The sequence below is a fragment of the Shinella oryzae genome (genome assembly GCF_023038235.1).
Lineage (GTDB): Bacteria > Pseudomonadota > Alphaproteobacteria > Rhizobiales > Rhizobiaceae > Shinella > Shinella sumterensis.
Map to the genome: position 1 here is coordinate 1,318,173 of NZ_CP081987.1, position 20,786 is coordinate 1,338,958.

At 63.4% G+C, this 20,786-nt stretch carries 21 protein-coding genes and 2 tRNA genes; 9 read left to right on the plus strand and 14 right to left on the minus strand.

What is annotated here, in order from left to right:
- The first annotated feature begins 72 nt into the window (after positions 1-72).
- From glmU to K6301_RS06605, 4 genes are all read left to right on the plus strand, one after another.
- Positions 73-1,452 (plus strand): bifunctional UDP-N-acetylglucosamine diphosphorylase/glucosamine-1-phosphate N-acetyltransferase GlmU, encoded by a 1,380-nt coding sequence (glmU, locus tag K6301_RS06590; RefSeq protein WP_247220031.1) that lies wholly within the window; start codon positions 73-75, stop codon positions 1,450-1,452.
- Between the two features lie 123 nt (positions 1,453-1,575).
- A complete protein-coding gene (gene glmS, locus K6301_RS06595) occupies positions 1,576-3,402 on the plus strand; it encodes a glutamine--fructose-6-phosphate transaminase (isomerizing) (protein WP_247220033.1) in 1,827 nt (608 codons plus the stop codon).
- Positions 3,399-3,554, plus strand: a complete 156-nt coding sequence (locus K6301_RS06600; RefSeq protein WP_247220034.1) for a hypothetical protein — start codon at positions 3,399-3,401, stop codon at positions 3,552-3,554. Before glmS ends, K6301_RS06600 begins: the two co-directional genes overlap by 4 nt.
- A gap of 35 nt (positions 3,555-3,589) precedes the next feature.
- Complete coding sequence (locus K6301_RS06605) at positions 3,590-4,294, plus strand: DUF502 domain-containing protein (protein ID WP_160872294.1); 705 nt, start codon at positions 3,590-3,592, stop codon at positions 4,292-4,294.
- Positions 4,295-4,406: 112 nt separating this feature from the next.
- Here the strand turns inward: K6301_RS06605 and K6301_RS06610 are convergent, their stop codons facing one another.
- Positions 4,407-4,616: a hypothetical protein gene (locus K6301_RS06610; RefSeq protein WP_247220036.1), complete on the minus strand. Its 210-nt coding sequence runs from the start codon at positions 4,614-4,616 to the stop codon at positions 4,407-4,409.
- 75 nt (positions 4,617-4,691) lie between these two features.
- Positions 4,692-6,797, minus strand: coding sequence for an ATP-dependent DNA helicase RecG (recG, locus tag K6301_RS06615; protein WP_247220038.1), 2,106 nt, complete (start codon positions 6,795-6,797; stop codon positions 4,692-4,694).
- A 109-nt stretch (positions 6,798-6,906) separates the two neighbouring features.
- Between recG and K6301_RS06620 the strand changes: the two genes are divergently transcribed.
- From K6301_RS06620 to K6301_RS06630, 3 genes are read left to right on the plus strand one after another with little or no spacing between them, the layout of a single operon-like run.
- Positions 6,907-7,215 carry an FAD assembly factor SdhE gene (locus tag K6301_RS06620; RefSeq protein WP_247220040.1) on the plus strand — a complete coding sequence of 103 codons (309 nt, stop codon included), beginning with the start codon at positions 6,907-6,909 and terminating at the stop codon, positions 7,213-7,215.
- Complete coding sequence (mfd, locus tag K6301_RS06625; RefSeq protein WP_247220042.1) at positions 7,212-10,727, plus strand: transcription-repair coupling factor; 3,516 nt, start codon at positions 7,212-7,214, stop codon at positions 10,725-10,727. The genes K6301_RS06620 and mfd overlap by 4 nt, the downstream gene beginning before the upstream one ends.
- Positions 10,728-10,757: 30 nt before the next feature.
- Positions 10,758-11,399 carry a glutathione S-transferase family protein gene (locus tag K6301_RS06630; protein WP_247220044.1) on the plus strand — a complete coding sequence of 214 codons (642 nt, stop codon included), beginning with the start codon at positions 10,758-10,760 and terminating at the stop codon, positions 11,397-11,399.
- 6 nt (positions 11,400-11,405) lie between these two features.
- Here K6301_RS06630 and K6301_RS06635 read toward each other — a convergent pair whose 3' ends face one another.
- Both K6301_RS06635 and K6301_RS06640 read right to left on the minus strand, forming a co-directional pair.
- On the minus strand, positions 11,406-12,077 hold the full coding sequence (locus tag K6301_RS06635) for a DsbA family oxidoreductase (protein ID WP_247220046.1): 672 nt from the start codon (positions 12,075-12,077) through the stop codon (positions 11,406-11,408).
- Positions 12,078-12,189: 112 nt separating this feature from the next.
- Complete coding sequence (locus K6301_RS06640) at positions 12,190-13,995, minus strand: extracellular solute-binding protein (protein ID WP_247220523.1); 1,806 nt, start codon at positions 13,993-13,995, stop codon at positions 12,190-12,192.
- Between the two features lie 284 nt (positions 13,996-14,279).
- Here K6301_RS06640 and K6301_RS06645 point away from each other — a divergent pair, with 284 nt between their 5' ends.
- Both K6301_RS06645 and K6301_RS06650 read left to right on the plus strand, forming a co-directional pair.
- A complete protein-coding gene (locus K6301_RS06645) occupies positions 14,280-14,906 on the plus strand; it encodes an invasion associated locus B family protein (RefSeq protein WP_247220048.1) in 627 nt (208 codons plus the stop codon).
- Positions 14,907-15,065: 159 nt separating this feature from the next.
- The gene (locus K6301_RS06650) at positions 15,066-15,809 is read left to right on the plus strand and encodes a FadR/GntR family transcriptional regulator (protein ID WP_247220050.1); all 744 of its coding nucleotides are present in this window, start codon (positions 15,066-15,068) and stop codon (positions 15,807-15,809) included.
- 70 nt (positions 15,810-15,879) lie between these two features.
- Here K6301_RS06650 and K6301_RS06655 read toward each other — a convergent pair whose 3' ends face one another.
- The 10 genes from K6301_RS06655 to sthA all read right to left on the minus strand — a co-directional run bounded on the left by K6301_RS06655 (position 15,880) and on the right by sthA (position 20,761).
- Positions 15,880-16,227 (minus strand): hypothetical protein, encoded by a 348-nt coding sequence (locus K6301_RS06655; protein ID WP_247220053.1) that lies wholly within the window; start codon positions 16,225-16,227, stop codon positions 15,880-15,882.
- Positions 16,228-16,250: 23 nt separating this feature from the next.
- Positions 16,251-16,511: a hypothetical protein gene (locus tag K6301_RS06660; protein WP_247220055.1), complete on the minus strand. Its 261-nt coding sequence runs from the start codon at positions 16,509-16,511 to the stop codon at positions 16,251-16,253.
- Between the two features lie 84 nt (positions 16,512-16,595).
- Entirely contained in the window at positions 16,596-17,120 is a 525-nt protein-coding gene (locus K6301_RS06665; RefSeq protein WP_247220057.1) for a DUF992 domain-containing protein, read from the minus strand.
- Between the two features lie 422 nt (positions 17,121-17,542).
- A tRNA-Ser gene (locus tag K6301_RS06670) sits at positions 17,543-17,632 on the minus strand.
- Between the two features lie 140 nt (positions 17,633-17,772).
- A complete protein-coding gene (locus K6301_RS06675) occupies positions 17,773-17,949 on the minus strand; it encodes a hypothetical protein (RefSeq protein WP_247220059.1) in 177 nt (58 codons plus the stop codon).
- A 7-nt stretch (positions 17,950-17,956) separates the two neighbouring features.
- A complete protein-coding gene (locus K6301_RS06680) occupies positions 17,957-18,115 on the minus strand; it encodes a hypothetical protein (protein WP_247220060.1) in 159 nt (52 codons plus the stop codon).
- Positions 18,116-18,183: 68 nt separating this feature from the next.
- The gene (locus K6301_RS06685; protein WP_247220061.1) at positions 18,184-18,447 is read right to left on the minus strand and encodes a hypothetical protein; all 264 of its coding nucleotides are present in this window, start codon (positions 18,445-18,447) and stop codon (positions 18,184-18,186) included.
- A 181-nt stretch (positions 18,448-18,628) separates the two neighbouring features.
- Positions 18,629-18,705 (minus strand) — tRNA-Arg (locus tag K6301_RS06690).
- A gap of 9 nt (positions 18,706-18,714) precedes the next feature.
- A complete protein-coding gene (locus K6301_RS06695; RefSeq protein ID WP_247220062.1) occupies positions 18,715-19,020 on the minus strand; it encodes an ETC complex I subunit in 306 nt (101 codons plus the stop codon).
- A gap of 334 nt (positions 19,021-19,354) precedes the next feature.
- Positions 19,355-20,761, minus strand: a complete 1,407-nt coding sequence (gene sthA / locus K6301_RS06700; RefSeq protein WP_160872288.1) for a Si-specific NAD(P)(+) transhydrogenase — start codon at positions 20,759-20,761, stop codon at positions 19,355-19,357.
- Between the last annotated feature and the right edge of the window lie 25 nt (positions 20,762-20,786).

The following is a 20,786-nucleotide window of genomic DNA, read 5'->3' on the forward strand; positions in this document are numbered from 1 at the left end:
GAAATCCTTTTGTGTCTTCTCACCGCTTTTTGCTAAGGAACGCCATCGAAGACGCCTGAACGAGGGATTCCCATGACCGCAGACCGGACGAAGCGCACTTGCCTGGCCGTCATCCTGGCCGCCGGCGAAAGCACGAGGATGAAGTCCTCGAAGTCCAAGGTGCTGCATCCGGTCGCCAACCGCCCGATGATCGCCCATGTCGTGGACGCACTCGCGCGGGCCGGGATTGCCGATATCGCGCTGGTGCTGGGCCGCGACGCGGAAAAGGTCGAGGCCGCGGCGAAGAACGCGGCGGTTAAAAGCACCGTGCATATTCAGACGGAGCGCCTCGGCACGGCACATGCCGTGCTGGCCGCCCGCGAGGCGATCGCCCGCGGGTATGACGACCTGCTCGTCGTCTTCGGCGATACCCCGCTCATCACCGAAGCGCCGCTGATTGCGGCCCGGGAAGGGCTGGCCGACGGGGCCGACGTCGTCGTCATCGGTTTCGAAACCGCCGATCCGACAGGCTATGGCCGCTTGATCGTGGAAAACGGCGAATTGCTGGCGATCCGCGAACACAAGGATGCCAGCGAAGCCGAACGCGCCATCACCTATTGCAACGGCGGCCTGATGGCGATCAACGGCCGCAAGGCGCTCGACCTGATCGGCCGCATCGGCAATGAAAACGCCAAGGGCGAGTACTACCTGACCGATATCGTGGAAGTCGCGCGTGCGTCCGGTGGCCGTGCCATCGCGGTGGCGGCGCCCGAAGAAGAATTGACTGGCTGCAACACGCGCGCCGAGCTTGCCGTCATCGAGCGGCTTTGGCAGCAGCGCCGCCGCCACGCCATGATGATCGAGGGCGTCTCGATGGTCGCGCCCGAAACGGTCTTCCTTTCCTATGACACCGAGATCGGCCGCGATGCCACCATCGAACCGAACGTCGTCTTCGGCCCGGGCGTAACGGTGGAGAGCGGCGCGGTCATCCACTCCTTCTCGCATCTCGAGGGCGCGCATGTCGGCGCGGATGCCGAGATCGGCCCCTATGCACGCCTACGGCCCGGCGCGAAGCTGGGAGACGGCTCCAAGGTCGGCAATTTCACCGAGATCAAGAAGGCCGAGGTCGGTGCGGGCGCCAAGGTCAATCACCTCAGCTATATCGGTGACGCCTTTATCGGGGCGCACACCAATGTCGGTGCCGGCACGATCACCTGTAACTATGACGGCATCAACAAGCACATCACGCGCATCGGTTCGGGTGCCTTCATCGGCTCCAACACGTCGCTCGTCGCGCCCGTGACGGTCGGCAACGGCGCCTATATCGCGTCGGGCAGCGTCATCACCGCCGACGTGCCTGACGACGCCGTCGCCTTCGGCCGTGCGCGCCAGGAAAACAAGGAAGGCAGGGCCGTTCTGATCCGCGAGCGCAACCAGGCGATCAAGGACGCGAAGAAGAAGGACGCCCGCTGATGCGCATGTGGGCGCGCCCACATTAACGATTGCAATCGAAAGTGAGTGCGCGTCTGTTGCGCTGCGACGAAAAAACTCTACGACAAGCGCAATCGAAGCATCTCTAGAACGCGGAGCGGGGCCATGTGCGGAATTGTCGGTATCGTCGGAAATCAGCCTGTCGCGGGCCGGCTGGTCGATGCCTTGAAGCGCCTTGAATACCGAGGTTACGATTCCGCCGGCGTTGCGACCATCGTCGATGGCGCGCTTGCCCGTCGCCGCGCAGAGGGCAAGCTGTTCAACCTGGAGAAGCGCCTTGCCGAAGAGCCGCTGGCCGGTACGATCGGCATCGCGCACACGCGCTGGGCCACGCATGGCGCGCCGACCGAAGGCAATGCCCATCCGCATTTCGTGGACGGCGTCGCGGTCGTCCATAACGGCATCATCGAAAACTTCTCGGAACTCAAGGACGAGCTGATCGCCGACGGCGCGACCTTCTCCACGCAGACGGATACGGAAGTGGTCGCCCAGCTATTGGCGAAGTATCGCCGCGACGGCCTTGGTCGCCGTGAGGCCATGCATGCCATGCTGCGACGGGTGACCGGCGCCTATGCCCTTGCCGTGATCTTCGCGGACGATCCGTCCACGATCATGGCGGCCCGAAGCGGCCCGCCGCTGGCGATCGGCCATGGCCATGGGGAGATGTTCCTGGGGTCCGACGCCATCGCGCTTGCCCCCTTCACCAACGAGATCAGCTATCTCGTCGATGGCGACTGGGCGATCCTCGGTCGGGACGGCGCCCACATCTTCGATATGGACGGCAATCGCGTCGAGCGTCCGAAGCAGGTTTCCTCGGCGGCCGCTTATCTCATCGACAAGGGCAACCACCGCCACTTCATGGAGAAGGAAATCCATGAGCAGCCGGAGGCCATCTCGCACGCGCTCGGCCATTACGTCGATTTCCTGGAGCATGCGGTTCGCCCGGTGGCCGGCGGCATCGATTTCGCCAAGGTGCCGAGCCTTGCCATTTCCGCCTGCGGCACGGCGTATCTGGCAGGCCTCGTCGGCAAGTACTGGTTCGAGCGTTACGCGCGCCTGCCGGTCGAGATCGACGTCGCCTCGGAGTTCCGCTATCGTGAAATCCCGCTGAACCCCGAATCCGCCGCGCTCTTCATCTCGCAGTCCGGCGAGACCGCCGACACGCTCGCCTCACTGCGTTACTGCAAGGAGCATGGCCTGAAGATCGGCGCGGTGGTGAATACGAGGGAATCGAGCATCGCCCGCGAATCGGACGCCGTTTTTCCGATCCTCGCCGGCCCGGAGATCGGCGTCGCCTCGACCAAGGCCTTCACCTGCCAGCTGACGGTGCTCGCCGCACTCGCCATCGGTGCCGGCAAGGCGCGCGGAACGCTGACGGCGGCCGACGAAAAGACCCTCGTGCGCCACCTCGCCGAGATGCCGCGCGTCATGGCCGGCGTGCTCAACACCATCCAGCCGTCCATCGAACAGCTGGCGCGCGATCTCTCCAAGTGCAAGGACGTGCTCTATCTCGGCCGCGGCACCAGTTATCCGCTCGCCATGGAAGGCGCGCTGAAGCTCAAGGAAATCTCCTATATCCATGCCGAAGGTTATGCTGCGGGCGAGCTGAAGCATGGGCCGATCGCGCTGATCGACGAAAACATGCCCGTCATCGTCATCGCCCCGCATGACCGCTTTTTCGAAAAGACGGTGTCGAACATGCAGGAAGTGGCCGCCCGCGGCGGGCGCATCATCTTCATCACCGATGCGAAGGGGGCCGCGGCCTCCAAGCTGGAGACAATGGCGACGATCGTGCTGCCGGATGTGGACGAGGTGATCGCACCGATGATCTATTCGCTGCCCATCCAGCTGCTCGCCTACCACACCGCCGTCTTCATGGGCACGGATGTCGACCAGCCGCGCAACCTCGCCAAATCCGTGACGGTGGAATGACCGTCAGGCCGGCGCGGCCCGCCGATGTCGGCTTCGAGGCGCATCGTGCCTCGCGGCTCTATGGCGTGCCGCCCGAGTATTTCCTGCGTCCGGCGCTTTCACAGGTTTACGGCGGCGGAACGGTTTCCTATCATTCGGCATTCTATGGCTGAGCGGCCTCCCGCGCTCGCCACATGCTGGATATTCGATGACCGAACCCCTCCCGAGACCGTCGCTGCCCACGCGGCTGCGCAACAATTTCCTGACCGGCCTGGTCATCTGCGCGCCGATCGCCATCACCATATGGCTGACGTGGACATTCATTCACTGGGCGGATAGTTGGGTCAAACCCTATATTCCCGCGCGCTACAATCCCGAGAGCTACCTTCAGTTCGCCATTCCCGGCTTCGGTCTCCTGATCGCGCTGGTGCTGATCACGCTGATCGGCTTCCTCGGCAAGAACCTCATCGGCCGCTCCATCGTCGAGTTCGGCGACGGGCTGTTCAACCGCACGCCGCTGGTGCGCACGGTCCACAAAAGCCTCAAGCAGATCTTCGAGACGGTCCTGAAGGATAAGGGCACCTCCTTCAACAAGGCGGCGATGATCGAATATCCGAGCGCAGGCCTCTGGTCGATCGTCTTCGTGGCCACGGATGCGCGCGGCGAGATCGCCACCAAGTTCCGCTCGATGGGCAAGGACATGGTGGCCTGCTTCCTGCCGCCGACCCCGTTCCCGACGGCCGGCTGGCTGGTTTACATTCCACGGGAGAAGATCGTGCCGCTCGACATGAGCGCGGAGGACGCCGCGAAGCTCGTCATCTCCGTCGGCCTTGTCACGCCGCCGGAAGGCGCATTGCTTCCGGCCGTGAAGCCGGAAAGCAAGACGAAGTCGAAGGATCGCAAGAAAGGCTGAGGCAGGCACCAACCGACGTCAGCGATGGTCAGCGGTATAAACGGTGGGCATCAAGGTGACGATCGCGCCGGCCGGACGACGCCAGCCGGACACGATCTGACCTACGAAAAGCCTATTCCGTGGTCGCGTCCGTACGATCTTCGACGCGGATCGTATCGGCATCCACCGGAAGCCGGGATTGCTTTTCCGTGGTGACGCTGGCGGTGGTGATCGTCGTGTCGACATCCGCCGCGGCGGTGGTCTTGTTATGCCCGGCGCAATCCGCAAAGGCGGCGGATGCAGAGAGCCCGAGTACTGCTGCGACTGCGAGAACTGTCTTCATGGCATTTCTCCTTTTTCGCTTGTGCGGGAGAAGTATGCCCTTACGCGCTTTATCGGCGAAATCACGATTTTGTGGTCAGCCGGCCCTGAGGAAGCGGATCGCCTCGTCGCGCCGGTAGAGATAGAGCAGGGTGCGGATCGCTTCGCCCCGCTCGCTTGTCAGCTCCGGATCGCGCTCCAGGATATAGGCGGCGTCCTTTCGGGCGATCTCCAGGAGGTCGCCGTGGGCTTCCAGGCTCGCGACGATGAAGCCCGGCGTGCCGGACTGCCGTGTTCCCAGCAATTCGCCTTCGCCGCGCAGCTTCAGGTCCTCCTCGGCGATGCGGAAACCGTCTTCCGTTTCGCGCAGGATGGAAAGCCGCGCCCGGCCATTCTCGCTGAGCGGGCCCTTGTAGAGCAGGATGCAGCTCGAGGCTTCCTCGCCGCGGCCCACGCGCCCGCGCAACTGATGGAGCTGGGCGAGGCCGAAGCGTTCGGCGTGCTCGATGACCATGATGGAGGCATCGGGCACGTCGACGCCGACTTCCACGACGGTCGTCGCCACCAGTAGACGTGTCTCGCCGCTCTTGAAGGCGAGCATGGCGGCGTCTTTTTCCGGCCCGCTCATGCGTCCATGCACGAGGCCTGCCGCGTCTCCGAAGACGCTGGCGAGCGTCGCATGCCGCTCCTCGACGGACATGAGGTCGCTTTCTTCCGATTCCTCGACGAGCGGGCAGATCCAGTAGGCCTTCTTGCCTTCGGCAAGAGCGGCCCGAAGCCGCTCCACGATTTCGCCGACACGCTCCTGCGCAACGACGACGGTCTGGATCGGTTTTCGCCCGGCCGGTTTTTCCGTCAGCTTCGACACGTCCATGTCGCCGAACGCCGCCAGGACGAGGGTTCTGGGGATCGGCGTGGCCGTCATGACCAGCATATGCGGCGAGATGCCCTTGGCGGTCAGGCGCAGGCGCTGGTGCACGCCGAAGCGATGCTGCTCGTCCACGACGGCCAGGACAAGGTCCTTATAGGCGACATTGTCCTGGAAAAGGGCGTGCGTCCCGATAACGAGCTGCGTTTCGCCTGAGGCGATGCGCTCCAGGATGGCGTCGCGCTCGCGGCCCTTGGTGCGGCCCGTCAGCACGTCTATGGTGAGGCCCGCCGGTGCCGCCATTTTGGACAGTGTCGCAAAATGCTGCCGCGCCAGGATTTCGGTCGGGGCCATCAGCACGGCCTGGCCGCCGGATTCGACGGCGGCTAGCATTGCCATCAGCGCCACCGCCGTCTTGCCGGCGCCGACATCGCCCTGCAGGAGCCGCAGCATGCGCTGCTCGCCGGCCATGTCCTTCAGCACCTCAGCAATCGCCGCCTGCTGGCTGTTGGTCAGCGAGAAGGGCAGGGCGTCGATGACCGGGCGGCTGAGAGCGCCGGTCGCGATGACCGGCCGGCCCGCGACCTTGCGCAACTTCTGCCGCACCAGTGCGAGCGAAATCTGGCCGGCCAGGAATTCGTCATAGGCAAGCCGGCGACGGGCCGGCGCCTGCGGATCGAGGTCGGTTTCGTCGCGCGGGTCGTGCAGCTGGTGGATGGCATCGAAAGCCGTGGGAAAATCCTGTCGCTGCGCCAGCGCGGGATCGATCCATTCGGGCAGGTGCGGCACGCGCGCCACCGCCGCCTCCACCGCCTTGCGCAGCACGCGGGAGGTGAGACCGGCGGTGAGGCCGTGCACCGGCTCGACCAACGGCACGCTGTCGGCCTCGCTGAGCCGCGCCATATAGTCCGGATGCACCATGGAGGCGCGGCCGTTGAACCAGTCGACCTTGCCGCTGACCACGACGGTTTCATCGATGGGAAGCGATTTTTCCAGCCAGTTCCCCTTGGCGCGGAAGAAGGTGAGCGCCAATTCACCGGTCTCGTCGTGCAGGAAGACGCGGTAGGGCATGTTGGATTTGCCCGGTGGCGGCGGCTGGTGGCGGTCCACGCGGCCGGTGATCGTGACGATGACGCCGTGCTGCGCATTGGCGATGCCCGGCTGGTTGCGCCGGTCGACGATGGAATGCGGGAAGTGGAAGACGAGGTCGACCACCCGGCAGTCCTCGATGCTTTCCTGCCCGAGCAGGCGCGCGAAGAGTTCGCCCAGCTTCGGCCCGATGCCGGGAAGCGTGGAGAGCGGTGCGAAGAGTGGATCGAGCAGGGCGGGTCTCATGGGGCGCCAAAATCGCCGGAGATGGTGTCTTTGGCAAGGCTGACAAGCGGCTTTTGCCGGTCTATAGAAGCGCGAAATTCTTTGCGATGTCAGAAAGGCGAGGACGATCATGACGGGAACGACGCGCTCGAGTGCCGATATCGACCCGCGCCGCAAGCGCATCCTCTTCCGCTGCTGGCATCGCGGTATCCGCGAAATGGATCTGGTGCTCGGCGCCTTCGCCGACGCGGAGATCGCGACGCTGTCCGAGACCGAGCTGGATGAGCTGGAGCGCATCATGGCCGAAGAGGACAACGACCTCATCAAGTGGGTCACGGGGGAAAGACCCGTGCCCGACGCCTTCCGCGACGGCCTCTTTCCGCGGATCGCCGCCTACCGCCCCGATTTTTCCCCGCTCTTCAAAGACGACCGCGCATGATCCCCGGCTTTTCTCCCGAACGCATCGCGGCCGCCGACAGGCCGCTGACCATCGGCGCGGTGCCATCGGGCGTCGAACCGCTGATTCTGGCCGATCTGGCGCGCAAGTCCGGACCGCTCGCCTATGTTCTATCGGACGGCCAGCGTATTTCCGATCTGGAGCAGATGCTGGGGTTCGCGGCGCCGGACATTCCGGTTCTCACGTTGCCCGGCTGGGACTGCCTGCCCTATGACCGCGTTTCGCCCAGTGCGGATGTCTCCGCCCGCCGCCTTTCGGCGCTTTCGGCGCTGATCGCCCACCAGAAGAAGCCGCATGCGGCGATCGTGCTCGTCACCGTCAATGCCATGTTGCAGAAGACGGCGCCGCGCGCGATCATCGAAAGCCTCGCCTTCTCCGCCAAACCCGGTCAGCAGGTCCGCATGGACGACATCGCCGCGCGGCTGGAGCGCAACGGTTTCGACCGTGTCGCGACCGTGCGCGAGGTGGGCGAATTCGCCGTTCGCGGCGGCATCCTCGACGTTTTCGTGCCCGGCAGTCTGGAGCCTGTGCGCCTCGATTTCTTCGGCGATACGCTCGAAAGCATCCGCTCCTTCGATCCGGCGAGCCAGCGCACGACGGGGCAGGCCCGCTCGCTCGACCTCAATCCCATGAGCGAAGTGACGCTGACGCCGGAGACGATTTCGCATTTCCGCAAGCAGTATCTGTCGTCCTTCGGTGCCGCCACGCGCGATGATGCGCTCTACCAGGCCGTCTCCGAGGGCCGGCGTTATGCCGGCATGGAGCACTGGCTGCCGCTATTCTACGGCGAGCTGGAAACCACCTTCGACTATCTCGCCGGCTTCCGTATCGTCACGGACCACACCGTACGTGAGGCTGCCGTTGAGCGTTCCCGCCTCGTGCGCGACTACTACGATGCGCGCCTTGCCTCCGCCACGCCCGGCAAGGGGCAGGTGGCGCAGGCGACACCCTACAAGCCGGTGCCGCCGGGCCAGCTCTACCTCCACGCCGAACGCTTTGCCCGCGAACTCAACGAGCGCGCCGCCATTCGCCTGTCGCCCTTCAACGAGCATGAAGGCGAGGCGCGTCAGGTCGTGACCATCGAGGCCCGGCCCGGCCAGCGCTGGGCAAGGCCGGCCGGCAGCGAGGATGCCGACGGCGGTCGCGTCAACGTCTTCGACCAGGCTGTCAAACACATCGCCGACAGGCGCGCGTCCGGTGCCAAGGTGCTGGTCACCGGCTGGTCGGAAGGCTCGCTCGACCGCCTGTTGCAGGTCCTTGCCGAACACGGCCTCGGCAATGTCGTTCCGGTCGAAAAGTTTTCCGATCTGCGCAAGCTGAAACCGGGCGAGGCGGGGTCGGCCGTTCTGAGCCTCGAAAGCGGCTTCGAAGCGGGCGACATCGTCGTTATCGGCGAGCAGGATATTCTGGGCGACCGCATGGTGCGGCGCGCCAAGCGGCGCAAGCGCGGCGCGGATTTCCTCACCGAGGTTGCCGGCCTCGACGAAGGCTCGATCGTCGTGCATGCCGAGCACGGCATCGGCCGGTTCGTGGGTCTTCGCACCATCGAGGCCGCCGGCGCGCCGCATGCCTGTCTCGAACTGGTCTATGCCGACGACGCGAAACTCTTCCTGCCCGTCGAAAACATCGATCTCCTGTCGCGCTATGGCGGCGAGGGCACCGATGCGCTGCTCGACAAGCTTGGCGGTGTCGCCTGGCAGGCGCGCAAGGCCAAGCTCAAGAAGCGCCTGCTCGACATGGCCGGCGGGCTCATCCAGATCGCCGCCGCGCGCCTCGTGCGCCATGCGCCGGTTCTGAGCACGCCGGAAGGTGTCTATGACGAGTTCGCCGCACGCTTCCCCTATGACGAGACCGACGATCAGGCGAACGCCATCGATGCCGTTCGCGACGATCTGGGCGCCGGCCGTCCCATGGATCGCCTCGTCTGCGGCGACGTCGGCTTCGGCAAGACCGAGGTGGCGCTGCGCGCGGCCTTCATCGCGGCCATGAACGGTGTGCAGGTCGCCGTCGTCGTGCCGACGACGCTGCTCGCCCGCCAGCATTTCAAGACCTTCTCCGACCGCTTTCGCGGCCTGCCCATCCGCGTCCAGCAAGCCTCCCGCCTGGTCGGCTCCAAGGAACTGGCGCTGACGAAGAAGGAACTGGCCGAGGGCAAGACGGATATCGTCGTCGGCACCCATGCGCTTCTCGGCTCGTCGATCAAGTTCGCCAATCTCGGCCTGCTGATCATCGACGAGGAGCAGCATTTCGGCGTGAAGCACAAGGAACGGCTGAAGGAGCTGAAGGGCGACGTGCATGTGCTGACGCTCTCCGCCACGCCGATCCCGCGCACCCTGCAGCTCGCCATGACGGGTGTACGCGAGCTTTCGCTCATCACCACGCCGCCGGTCGACCGCATGGCCGTGCGCACCTTCATCTCGCCCTTCGACCCGCTCGTGATCCGCGAGACGCTGATGCGCGAGCATTACCGCGGCGGCCAGAGCTTCTATGTCTGCCCGCGCCTGAGCGACCTTTCGGAAATCCATGATTTCCTCCGCCAGGACGTGCCGGAGCTGAAGGTCGCCGTTGCGCACGGCCAGATGCCGGCCACCGAGCTCGAAGACATCATGAACGCCTTCTACGAAGGCCGCTACGATGTGCTGCTCTCGACGACCATCGTCGAGTCGGGCCTCGACGTGCCGACGGCGAACACCATGATCATCCATCGCGCCGACATGTTCGGCCTTGCCCAGCTCTATCAGCTGCGCGGCCGCGTCGGACGCTCCAAGGTGCGCGCTTTCGCTCTGCTCACGCTGCCGGTCAACCGCACGCTGACGGGCACGGCGGAACGCCGCCTCAAGGTGCTGCAATCGCTGGATACGCTCGGGGCGGGCTTCCAGCTCGCCAGCCACGACCTCGATATCCGTGGCGCCGGAAACCTGCTCGGCGAGGAGCAGTCCGGCCATATCAAGGAAGTCGGTTTCGAACTGTACCAGCAGATGCTCGAAGAGGCGGTCGCAGAGATCAAGGGCGACGAAGAGGTCGCCGACAGCGGCTGGTCACCGCAGATCTCCGTCGGCACGCCCGTCATGATCCCGGACGATTACGTGCCGGACCTGCATCTGCGCCTCGGCTTGTATCGTCGCCTCGGCGAGATCACGGAGCTTGCCGATATCGATGCCTTCGGTGCGGAAATGATCGACCGTTTCGGTCCTCTGCCCATCGAGGTCCAGCACCTTTTGAAGATCGTCTACATCAAGTCGCTGTGCCGTGTGGCGAATGTCGAAAAGCTGGATGCCGGTCCCAAGGGCGTCGTCGTCCAGTTCCGCAACAAGGAGTTCCCCAACCCGGCGGCACTTGTCGGCTATATCGCCAAGCAGGGCACGCTCGCAAAGATCAGGCCGGACCAGAGCCTCTTCCTGGCGCGCGATTATCCGACGCCGGAACGGCGCCTCACGGGCGCCGCACAGGTCATGATGCAACTGGCCGGCCTCGCAAAACAGGGTGCGGCCTGACGAACGGGATGAAACGGGAGAGGAAGGCAGATGTCCGATATCGACAATAGCGTCGTCGTCTACGGCGCAGGCTACAGCGTCTATGTCAGGATCGTGCGCATCGTGCTGGCCGAGAAGCGCGTCTCCTATGAGCTCGTGCCGGTCGATGTCTTCGCGCGGGAAGGCCTGCCGGCGGATTATATCGCCCGCCATCCCTTCGGCCGCATCCCCGCCTTTTCCCATGGCGGTTTCGATCTCTACGAGACCACCGCCATCACCCGCTATATCGACGAGAGCTTCGACGGACCCGCACTTCAGCCGCAGGCACCGCGTGAACGGGCGCGCATGAACCAGATCATCGCCATGCTGGACAACTATGCCTACCGCCCGATGGTCTGGGACGTCTATGTGCAGCGCGTGGAGCCGCCCGAAGGCCAGCGCCCTGACGAGGCAAGGATCGTAGACGGCCTGGAAAAAGCCCGTCGTTTCCTGACCGCTCTAACAGATCTCGTCGGAGACCTGCCCTGGCTGGCGGGCGACACGCCCTGTCTTGCCGATTTCCACGCTGCGCCGATCTTCGACCTGTTCCAACAGGCGCCGGAAGGGGCGGCGATGCTGGCGGAATTCCCGAGCCTGGTCGCCTGGTGGGAGCGGATCAAAGTCCGCCCCTCCGTGGTCGCCGCGCTGGCGTAAGCCGCGTCAGTTCTTGCCGATACGCTCCTGCGCCTTCATCGCCGCGATTTCGCGGAAGGCATTGGTCAACACATCGACGGACTGCGCGCCCATTACGGCGTATTTGTTGTCGATGATGAAGCAGGGCACGCCGGAGACGCCCATGTCGCGGGCCATGCCGATCTCCTCCTTGACGGAATCGACGTCGGCACCGGCGGAAAACAAGGCCGTCACGACCGCGCGGTCCATGCCGGCGGCTTCGGCCACATCGAGCAACACGGCGCGGTCCCCGACATCGCGGCCTTCCTCGAAATAGGCCTTGAAGAGGGCCATCGCCACGCGGTTCTGCACCTGCGGCCCTTCGATCATCGCCCAGCGCAGAAGGCGGTGCGCATCAAGCGTGTTGGGGCTGATCTTCACCGCCGGGAAATCGAAGGCGATACCGTCCTGCCGTCCAAGCTCCGTCAGCGTGTCATGCGCCCGCTCGACGGCCTCGGCGCCGCCGAGCTTCTCGGCAAGATGCGCCTTGTGATCGGTGCCTTCCGGCGGAAGGTCGGGATTGAGCTGATAGGGGCGGAAGGTCACGGCAACGCCGAGTTCGTCTCTGACGTTCTCGATTGCCTGGTCGAGCCGCTTCTTGCCGAGATAGCACCACGGGCAGACGACATCCGAGACGACATCGATTGTAATGGCTTCCATCCGGTTTTCCTTTCGAGACGCCGGAACGATCCGGTCATGCGCCGAGATAGGCTCACGCGCCGCTTCTTTCAACAGGTTGCCGTGAGGGAACCCTAATTCTGGGATCACCCCTTCATTGCGCGCGAGCGTCCCACCATGCGGGGAACTGGAAGCCGTAGAGCGGGGTCTTTTCCGGGCGCTGGATACGCTTGGAATGCGCCACCCACTGCTCGCCGAGATGGTAGAGCGGCACGACATAGTAGCCGGAAAGCAGCATCCTGTCGTGCAGGCGCACGGCCGAACGGAAATCCTCGGCGGAGCGCGCGTTCAGCATCGCATCGATGAAACGGTCGACATCCAGATCGGCAACGCCGGCAAAGTTCGAGCTTCCCGGAAAGTCACTCATCGTCGAGCTCCAGTAGCTGATCTGGTCGCGTCCGGGCGAAAGCGAGGAGGGGAAGGACTTGATGATCACGTCGTAGTCGAAGGTCTGGCTGCGGCTCTGGTACTGCGAATCATCCACCGTCCGGATGCCGACCTTCACCCCGAGTGCCGCAAGAAAACGCTGATAGGCGAGCGCGAGCTTTTCCTGATCGGCGTTCTGCGTCATGATTTCGAAGGCGAGCGGCTTGCCGTTCGCGTCGACCATCTGGCCGCCCTTGATGGCGTAGCCGGCCTTGATGAACGAATCCATCGCCAGGCGCAGCACCTTGCGGTCCCGGCCCGAACCATCCGTGGTGGGCAGGCGATGCGTGCCGGCGAGGATATCCGGTTCGATCCGCTCGAGCGCCGCGCCCGCCACGGCCCGTTCACGGGCATCCGCCGGCACGCCCATGGAGCTGAGCTCGGAGTTCTGCCAGAAGCTCTGCGTGCGCTTGTAGGCATTCTCGAAAAGGCTGCGGTTGACCCATTCGAAATCGAACACCAGCGTCAGGGCCTTGCGCAGTTCCCTGTTCTGGAAGACGGGCCGGCGGGTGTTGAAGACGAAGCCGAACATGCCCGATGGCGTTTTGGGGCTGACCGCATCTTTTACGATGTCACCGGAGGCGATGGCGGGAAAATCGTAGTTTCGCACCCATTTCGTCGGGCTTCCCTCCTGGTAGAGGTCGATTTCGCCCTTCTTGAAGGCCTCGAATAGCGAATTGTCCTGCAGGAAGTACTCGACGGAAATCTCGTCGTAATTGTCGAAGCCGACCTTCGAGGGAAGATCCCGGGCCCAATAATCCGGATTGCGCTCGTAGACGATCCTTTCGCCAGGCCGGATCGCCTTCACTTTATAGGGCCCGGAGCCGAGCGGGAACGACAGCGACGTGCGGTCGAAGGTCTCGACGTCGATGGCATGTTTCGGCAGGATCGGCGAATAGCCGGCGATCAGCAGCGGCGTCTCGCGGTCGGCCTTGTCGTTGAAGGTGAAGCGCACGCTGTTTTCGCCGACCTTCTCCATTTTCGCCACACCGTCGAGCCTGCGGTTGAAGGGTGTGCGGCCCTTGTCGCGCAGCAGTTCGAAGCTGAAGATGACGTCTTCGGCGGTCACCTTCTCGCCGTCCGCCCAGCGTGCCCTGGGGTTGAGGTTGAACTGGATGAAGGTCCGGTCGTCGTCCATCACGACGGTTTCGGCAAGCAGGCCATACATGGTGAAAGCCTCGTCGCGGGAGCGCTGCATGAGCGGCTCATAGACGAGGTTGCCGAATTCCGGATCCCACATGCCGCGCGCGGTCGTGCGCATGCTTTTCAGGATGAAAGGATTGAGATTGTCGAAGGTCCCGACGACGCCATAGGCAATGCGCCCGCCCTTCTTGACGGCAGGATTGATGTAAGGAAAGTGCGTGTAATCCGCCGGCAGGGCAGGTTCGCCATGCATTGCGATCGCATGCACGGGCGCGGCCTCGACGAGCGTTGCGGAAAGGCCGATCGTGCAGGCGGCAAGGGCAATGAGGATGAGGCGCACGCAGGACTCCCGTGATGTCAGGATGATTCTCCCTATTATACTGCCTGCGCACGCGGCAGCAGCATGGCGACAGCGCGAAATGGCGGGTTTACGGGATTTTCGCAAGGAAAGACTGGATATCCGGCGCGACGCGATGTAACAGGGTTCACCGAAGCGGGTCATGCAAATGCCTCATTTCGCCGACAGGAGAGCGCACGGCTGACCGAATGCCCGAGAGGGGCTTGCGGGAGGAGCGCAGTCGCTCCGGCACCGGATTTTCAGGAGACCGAAATCGTATGATCTTCACATCGAATCTCATCAAGCGGACCGTCTTTTCTGCCTTCGCCGCGTCCGTTGCGATGGCTGCCGCTCCGTCCGCGTCGCAGGCCCAGCAGCAGGCCGCTCCGCCGAAGGGCTGGTTCAAGGTCTGCACCAAGCAGGAAGACAATGACGTCTGCATCGTGCAGAACCTGCTGACCGCCAACAGCGGCCAGCTCATCACGGCGATCGGCCTCATCACCGTTACCGGCAAGGCCAACCGCAAGATCATGCAGGTCTCGGTTCCGAGCGCACGCCTGATCCCCGTCGGCGTTCAGATGCAGGTCGACGGCGGCAAGGCCCAGAAGCTCGACTACGCCATCTGCATGCCCGACAAGTGCGTCGCCGAAGTGCCGCTTACGGATCAGGTTCTGGCCAGCCTCAAGAAGGGCGGCGAGCTTGTCCTGACCTCGGTCAACTTCCAGCGCGCCCCGAACCCGATCAAGATCTCGCTTGAAGGCTTCACGGGCGTATTCGACGGCGAGCCGATCGAACAGTCCCAGCTCGAAGAGCGTCAGCGCCTGCTGCAGGAGGAAATGCAGAAGAAGGCCGAGGAAGCCCGCAAGAAGCTGGAAGACGCCCAGAAGGCTGCCAAGAGTCAGTAAGGCTCGGCACCGCATATCCATTTCAGAAAACCCGGCGTCTCGCCGGGTTTTTTGTTGGCGCGGGCGGGGCGCGATCGGGCTTTGCGAAATCGCCGCCGCGTTCTATACCAGCGGGATGTTTCGCAGCCGACGACGCGTGCGGGGCGCAGGAGGGGACATTTGCAAAAGGGTTTGCTGGAAGCCGCCATATCGGGGGCGAATACGCGCACCAGCCATGCGCAGGTCGTCAACGAACTCGGGCGGGCGATTATCGCCGGCGAGTACCCCGTTGGCAGCACCCTGCCGGGCGACGTGGACCTAGCGGCGCGCTTCAAGGTTTCGCGAACCGTCTTGCGTGAAGCGATGAAGACGCTGGCGGCGAAGGGACTTGTCGTTCCACGCGCCCGAATTGGGACCCGCGTGACGCCGAATACCCAGTGGAACCTCTTCGACGGCGATATCCTCACCTGGCATTTCGCCGTGGGTATCAACGAGGAGTTCCTGACTCACCTCTCCGAGGTGCGCCTCGGTTTCGAGCCCCATGCGGCGGCCCTTGCGGCGCGCAACGCCTCCGAGGCCGATATCAGCCAGATGATGCGGCTTGCCGTCGCGATGGGCGACCCGGAACACACGGCCGGCTCGATGGCCATGGCGGACCTGAAATTTCATCTGTCCGTTCTGGAAGCGTCGGGCAATCCGTTCCTGCGCACGCTGGGCAGCCTCATCGAGGCCGGCCTCGTCGGCGCCTTCACGCTCAGCTCGCCCGCTGAGGATCGCAGCAAGATCAACGATGTCGCCGCCAATCACATCCGTATTGTCGAGGAAATCCACAAGCGGGACGAGGAGGGCGCGCGAAGCGCCATGGAGAATGTCATTCGCCTGGGGCGCGAGCGGGTCGTTCAGGCCCTGCGCGATGTGACATGATTGAACGGACACGGGGGCGCCGGCGTCGTCGCCAGAAGCGCCGGCCGCTTAACGTTTTTGCGGAATTTGATCAGTCGTCGTTGCTGGCGTTGAGCTCTTCCGGCCGCTTGCCTTCGTCCGTGCTGCGGCTTGCAAGCTGTGCGGCGCCCATCGACTGGTAGAGATTGAACAATGCCTCGCTTGCTCGCGCCGCCATCCGGAACCATTCCGGATTTCCGGCGATGGCGGGATGGTGCAGCAACTGTTCGTCGACGAGGTCGAGCACGATCGACGTGGTGTGGACAGCCTCATGGAAGCCGAACGAGCCCGATTCGTAATGCGCCATCAATTCGGGCGCCGTCAGGTTGCGTTCTGCCGCGAGAATATCGAGCTGCTTCAGGCGCTCGTCCTCGAGTTCGATATCCGAGCTTTCCAGCATGGCATTCTCCCGTTGTCCGTCCATCAGAACACCTCGACGCGCACATAACGTCGGACGATCGACAGCGACCGGTCCGGCTCGATGCGATAGGTCTCGTACACCTCGCGCCCGCGACGGTCGATAAACTGATGTTCGAACGTGCTGCCAACGGGGGCTTTCGTCAACTTGGTGCGTGGCTGTGCGTGATAGGTGATGCTCCCCGGAATCGGTTCCAGCGTCATGCCGCCGGTCGTGCAACCGGCCAGAGCCAGGATAGAGAGGAGGGGAAGGGCAAAGCGTTTCATGAAGAACCTCTCGGCATCATCCTAGCAGATGGTGCAAAGGAAGAAACGGGCAACCGGCATTGCCCGTTTCAATCGTAAGGTTTATCAGCCCTGCGGCTGCAAGGTGACGGACGTGCCGGTCGCGGCGAGGTTCAGACCAAGCTGACCGCTGACGCTGATCGTCTGCAGCTGAATCGAACCCGACGTGCCGCCGACCAGGATATTGGTGCCGACACCCACGCCGACGGTCGCTTCGGCCGTTGCACCCTGATACAGGCCACCGAGCGAACCCTGATGGTAGCCGGCGGTCGGCGCGAAGACGGCCCAGACGATGCGACCCTGCGTGGTGAAGCCGAGGTCGACGCCCATCTTGCGGATCACGCCGGAATAAACGTCCTCCTCGCCGTTGCTGGCTTTGAAAACACAATCGACGCTCTTGGCCGAGCCGATGACGTAACCGACACCACCGCCGACATCGCAGGTCAGCATGCCGATCTTCACACCGTCACGCGCGCCACGGTCGACATAGACTGGCGCGTTGTCACGGCCAACCATGTCGGCTGCACCGGCGCTGGTGGCGACGACCTGTGCGAGCGTCAAGGCGAGAACCGTTCCAAGCTTCTTGTTCATTTGTGCACTCCTTCTGTCTGGCACGATAATGGCGAGCCCGGCGCATTGGTTCCCGGTCGCGATGCATCTCATGGCGAAGATCATGGCGGAGTGTGGGCGCGCGGGCCGCCGAACACAGGAAGCGGCAAGGCATCCGAAGCCATTCACATATTTTACTTGGGCAAAATACAGGCAATAAAAAAGGCCGGGGCGAAATCGCACCGACCTTCCTCATCATCGCCTGTTTCGCCAGTGCCAGTACATCCGTGGTCAAAAGCACCAGGCGATGGCGGCATTACGAGCGGCAGAAGCGTTCCAGCGCTCATCAGCAATACCGTTAACGGAGATATAAGAGGCCATTGTGGCCAAAACAAGGGGTGGCCAAGAAACCGTCCCGTCGAGCAGCGAAACGTGGGCTTGCCGACAGCGATGTCTTCGACAAATGGCGGATGGGGTGGGATTCGAACCCACGGTAGGCTCTCACCTACGCCGGTTTTCAAGACCGGTGCCTTAAACCGCTCGGCCACCCATCCTTGCATCGGAGCGTGCCCCGTCCAAGCGATGCGGCTTTGTAGCAGCTTTGCCCGGCGCGTCAACGGGAGGCGCGTGCGGTGGCTGCCTGCGGTGTGGCGTCAGGCAAGAAATATCCCGGCACCATGTCCGCAGATGGAAGTCAGTTTGCTGCGGTGAAAATGCCGTAGAGCACCGTGAAGGTGTAGAGCACGAATGCTGCAATGCCGACGCCGCAGATCACCATGATGGCGCCCCGGCCGATCTGGAGCTTGCGCCTTTTCTCTCTCGGGGAATCCGCTGATGGCGCGAGGCCAACAGGGGTCTCATCTTTATCCATGTCGTCCTCATTCAGATTGATTGATCGCATTCGGTAACGGTGGTCGCTCCGTGGCGCCTGGCGTCCAGAACACGATGTAGAAGCCGGCCAGAAGCAGGGCGATCCCGAAGAGGATGACGACAAACCGGTACATTCCGGCCTTGGCTTTGCGTTCGGTGTCTTTCATTCAGCCCGAACGACGCAGACTCGCGAATGTTCCAGACATGGAACGAGTCGGCCTGACCGGGTTCCGCGCTACCGCAGGATTTCACCCCAAGAAGGATCCCATTCCACGCCCTCCACGAGCTCCACATAGATCGGCGCTTCGCCCTCGCTGTGGGATGCGGCCAGCTGGAATGCCTTGGCCGGCTCCATTTCCTCGCCGGGAAAAATCGTGTCGTTTTCTGCGGGATCGGCGATCTTGCGGACATAGCCCCTGATCTTGTCGCCGGACGTGTAAAGCTTGACGACGATCGCGTCCGGCACGGATGTGTTGGGGTCGAAGGTTCTGTAATCCATGTGTGTTCTCCCTGTGCGGGAAATACGCAGCCGTCGGAGAAGTTCCAATTTGTCCATTGATGAGTATCTTCGTGCAGCTAGGCGCTGCGTCATCCAGCCATAAGCGAAGCCCGTCACGGCCTCTGCCGTGCGGGGCGTCTTTGCGGACGAAATCCGTAAAGCTGAGTTATGTTGATCTGAATGGCGACCCCTGCAGGGCTCGAACCTGCGACATTCTGCTTAGAAGGCAGATGCTCTATCCAGCTGAGCTAAGGGGCCGTCGGGACCTCAGTGGGTCCAGGGCTGCATGCGGTTGAAGCGGAAATTGTCGGGATAGGCGACGCGCTTGCGGGTCGCTTCCTTCGGCTCGATCAGGCGATATTCGATGCCGTTGCGCTCGGCATAGGCGATCGCCGCTTCTCTGGTCTCGAAGGTCAGCTTGACCTGCTGGTACATGTCGCCCGAGCTGGTATAGCCCATGATCGGATCGATCGTCCGCGGCTTTTCCGCATCGAACTCCAGAACCCATAGATGGGTCTTGGCCTTGCCCGACTGCATCGCGGTCTTGGCGGGACGATAGATCTTGGCGGTCATCGACATGGCTCCAGAATTCGCGCATCGCGGCGCAACGATCCGCCGGCGAGCATGAGGAAATGCATAATCCGGTTTGATTGGGAGACCGGAGCGACAGACTGCGCCGAAATGCTCACCGCGGGCAGGGCAAGGAGACCATTTCGAAGTCGAACAAGAGTTCGTTTCCGAAGACGATTCCACGCGCCTTGATGCCCGTGCGGTTGCCATTCAGACACAATTTGCAAGCGTTGATATAGCCGCGAATACGAGGGCTGACAACCTCGCCCACACCCAATCTTCGTCGCCTCTCCGGGCAATTGCGAGGTGGCTTGCCGGGCTTTTCGACATGCATGCATCAGCCTGCCTGCGAGAGGTCTCCCATGCGGTTCCAGGCGTCCAGACCGGCGATCTTGTAGGCTTCGGCGAGCGTGGGGTAGTTGAAGGTGTTTTCGACGAAATATTCCACGGTGCCCTTCAGGTTCAGCACGGCCTGGCCGATATGGACCAACTCGGTCGCGCCTTCGCCGACGATGTGCACGCCGAGCAGGCGGCGGGTCTTCAGCGAGAAGATCATCTTTAACAGGCCGGAATTCAGGCCCATGATATGCCCGCGCGAGGTCTCGCGGAAGCGCGCCATGCCGCATTCATAGGGAATGCCGCGTTCCTTCACCTCTTCCTCGGTCAGCCCGCAGGTGGAGATTTCCGGCACGGCATAGATGCCGTAGGGGAAGTATTTCGGCGGCTCCTTGGCAATGGCGCCGACGGCAACGCGCGCGGCGATGCGGCCCTGTTCCATGGACGTCGAGGCAAGTGCGGGAAAGCCGACCACGTCGCCGGCGGCGTAGATGTGCGGCACGTCGGTCTGGAAGGTTTCCGGGTTGACGCTGAGGCGGCCGCGCGAATCGGCGGTAAGGCCGGCGGCGGCGAGATTCAGACTATCCGTCGCGCCCACGCGGCCCGCCGCATAGAGAACCATGTCGCAGGTGACACGGCGGCCGTTGTCCAGCGTGATCTCGCACTTGCCGTTGGGCAGCTTCTCCACCTTGTCGGCCTTCTGGCCGAGGATCAGCTTCATGTTGCGGTCGCGCAGGTCGTGGATGAACTCCTCGATGATCTCCTTGTCGATGAAATCGAGGATGGTCGACTTGGGGTCGATGACGGTGACCTGCGTGTCGAGCGCGGAAAAGATCGTGGCGTATTCGATGCCGATGACGCCCGCGCCGATCACGGCCATGGAGCGCGGCAGTTCCTGGATGTCGAGCAGTTCGTCGCTGTCGAGCACGCTCACGCCGTCGAACGGGATGCTTTCCGGGCGATAGGGCTTCGTGCCGACGGCAAGCATGATGCTCTTGCCCTGGACATGGATGGTCTCGCCGTCGTCCTTGGCGATCTCCATCGTATCTGGTGTCAGGAACGTCGCCTTGCCGCGAATGTGCTGCACGCGGTTGCGGGCGAACTGGTGCTCCAGAACCTCGACCTCGTGATCGAGCGTGATGAGCAGACGGCGGCGCAGGTCGTCCGCGCTGATCTCCTGCTTCACGCGGTAGGCCCGGCCGTAAAAGCCGCGCTCGCGCCAGCCGGAGAGGTTCAGCGCGGTCTCGCGCAGGGTCTTGGAGGGGATGGTGCCGGTGTGGACGGACACGCCGCCGACGCGTTTGCCCTGCTCGATGACGAGAACCTTGCGCCCGAGCTTGGCTGCCTGGATGGCGCCGCGGCGGCCGGCCGGGCCGCTGCCCACGACGACGAGATCATATTCCTGCATGTAAGATAGCCCCAGTCCTGTGCGG

Coding starts and splice junctions, on each gene's coding strand:
- glmU (WP_247220031.1), top strand. CDS start 73: ATGACCGCAGACCGGACGAAGCGCACTTGCCTGGCCGTCATCCTGGCC.
- glmS (WP_247220033.1), top strand. CDS start 1,576: ATGTGCGGAATTGTCGGTATCGTCGGAAATCAGCCTGTCGCGGGCCGG.
- K6301_RS06600 (WP_247220034.1), top strand. CDS start 3,399: ATGACCGTCAGGCCGGCGCGGCCCGCCGATGTCGGCTTCGAGGCGCAT.
- K6301_RS06605 (WP_160872294.1), top strand. CDS start 3,590: ATGACCGAACCCCTCCCGAGACCGTCGCTGCCCACGCGGCTGCGCAAC.
- K6301_RS06610 (WP_247220036.1), bottom strand. CDS start 4,616: ATGAAGACAGTTCTCGCAGTCGCAGCAGTACTCGGGCTCTCTGCATCC.
- recG (WP_247220038.1), bottom strand. CDS start 6,797: ATGAGACCCGCCCTGCTCGATCCACTCTTCGCACCGCTCTCCACGCTT.
- K6301_RS06620 (WP_247220040.1), top strand. CDS start 6,907: ATGACGGGAACGACGCGCTCGAGTGCCGATATCGACCCGCGCCGCAAG.
- mfd (WP_247220042.1), top strand. CDS start 7,212: ATGATCCCCGGCTTTTCTCCCGAACGCATCGCGGCCGCCGACAGGCCG.
- K6301_RS06630 (WP_247220044.1), top strand. CDS start 10,758: ATGTCCGATATCGACAATAGCGTCGTCGTCTACGGCGCAGGCTACAGC.
- K6301_RS06635 (WP_247220046.1), bottom strand. CDS start 12,077: ATGGAAGCCATTACAATCGATGTCGTCTCGGATGTCGTCTGCCCGTGG.
- K6301_RS06645 (WP_247220048.1), top strand. CDS start 14,280: ATGATCTTCACATCGAATCTCATCAAGCGGACCGTCTTTTCTGCCTTC.
- K6301_RS06655 (WP_247220053.1), bottom strand. CDS start 16,227: ATGCTGGAAAGCTCGGATATCGAACTCGAGGACGAGCGCCTGAAGCAG.
- K6301_RS06660 (WP_247220055.1), bottom strand. CDS start 16,511: ATGAAACGCTTTGCCCTTCCCCTCCTCTCTATCCTGGCTCTGGCCGGT.
- K6301_RS06665 (WP_247220057.1), bottom strand. CDS start 17,120: ATGAACAAGAAGCTTGGAACGGTTCTCGCCTTGACGCTCGCACAGGTC.
- K6301_RS06675 (WP_247220059.1), bottom strand. CDS start 17,949: ATGGATAAAGATGAGACCCCTGTTGGCCTCGCGCCATCAGCGGATTCC.
- K6301_RS06680 (WP_247220060.1), bottom strand. CDS start 18,115: ATGAAAGACACCGAACGCAAAGCCAAGGCCGGAATGTACCGGTTTGTC.
- K6301_RS06685 (WP_247220061.1), bottom strand. CDS start 18,447: ATGGATTACAGAACCTTCGACCCCAACACATCCGTGCCGGACGCGATC.
- K6301_RS06695 (WP_247220062.1), bottom strand. CDS start 19,020: ATGACCGCCAAGATCTATCGTCCCGCCAAGACCGCGATGCAGTCGGGC.
- sthA (WP_160872288.1), bottom strand. CDS start 20,761: ATGCAGGAATATGATCTCGTCGTCGTGGGCAGCGGCCCGGCCGGCCGC.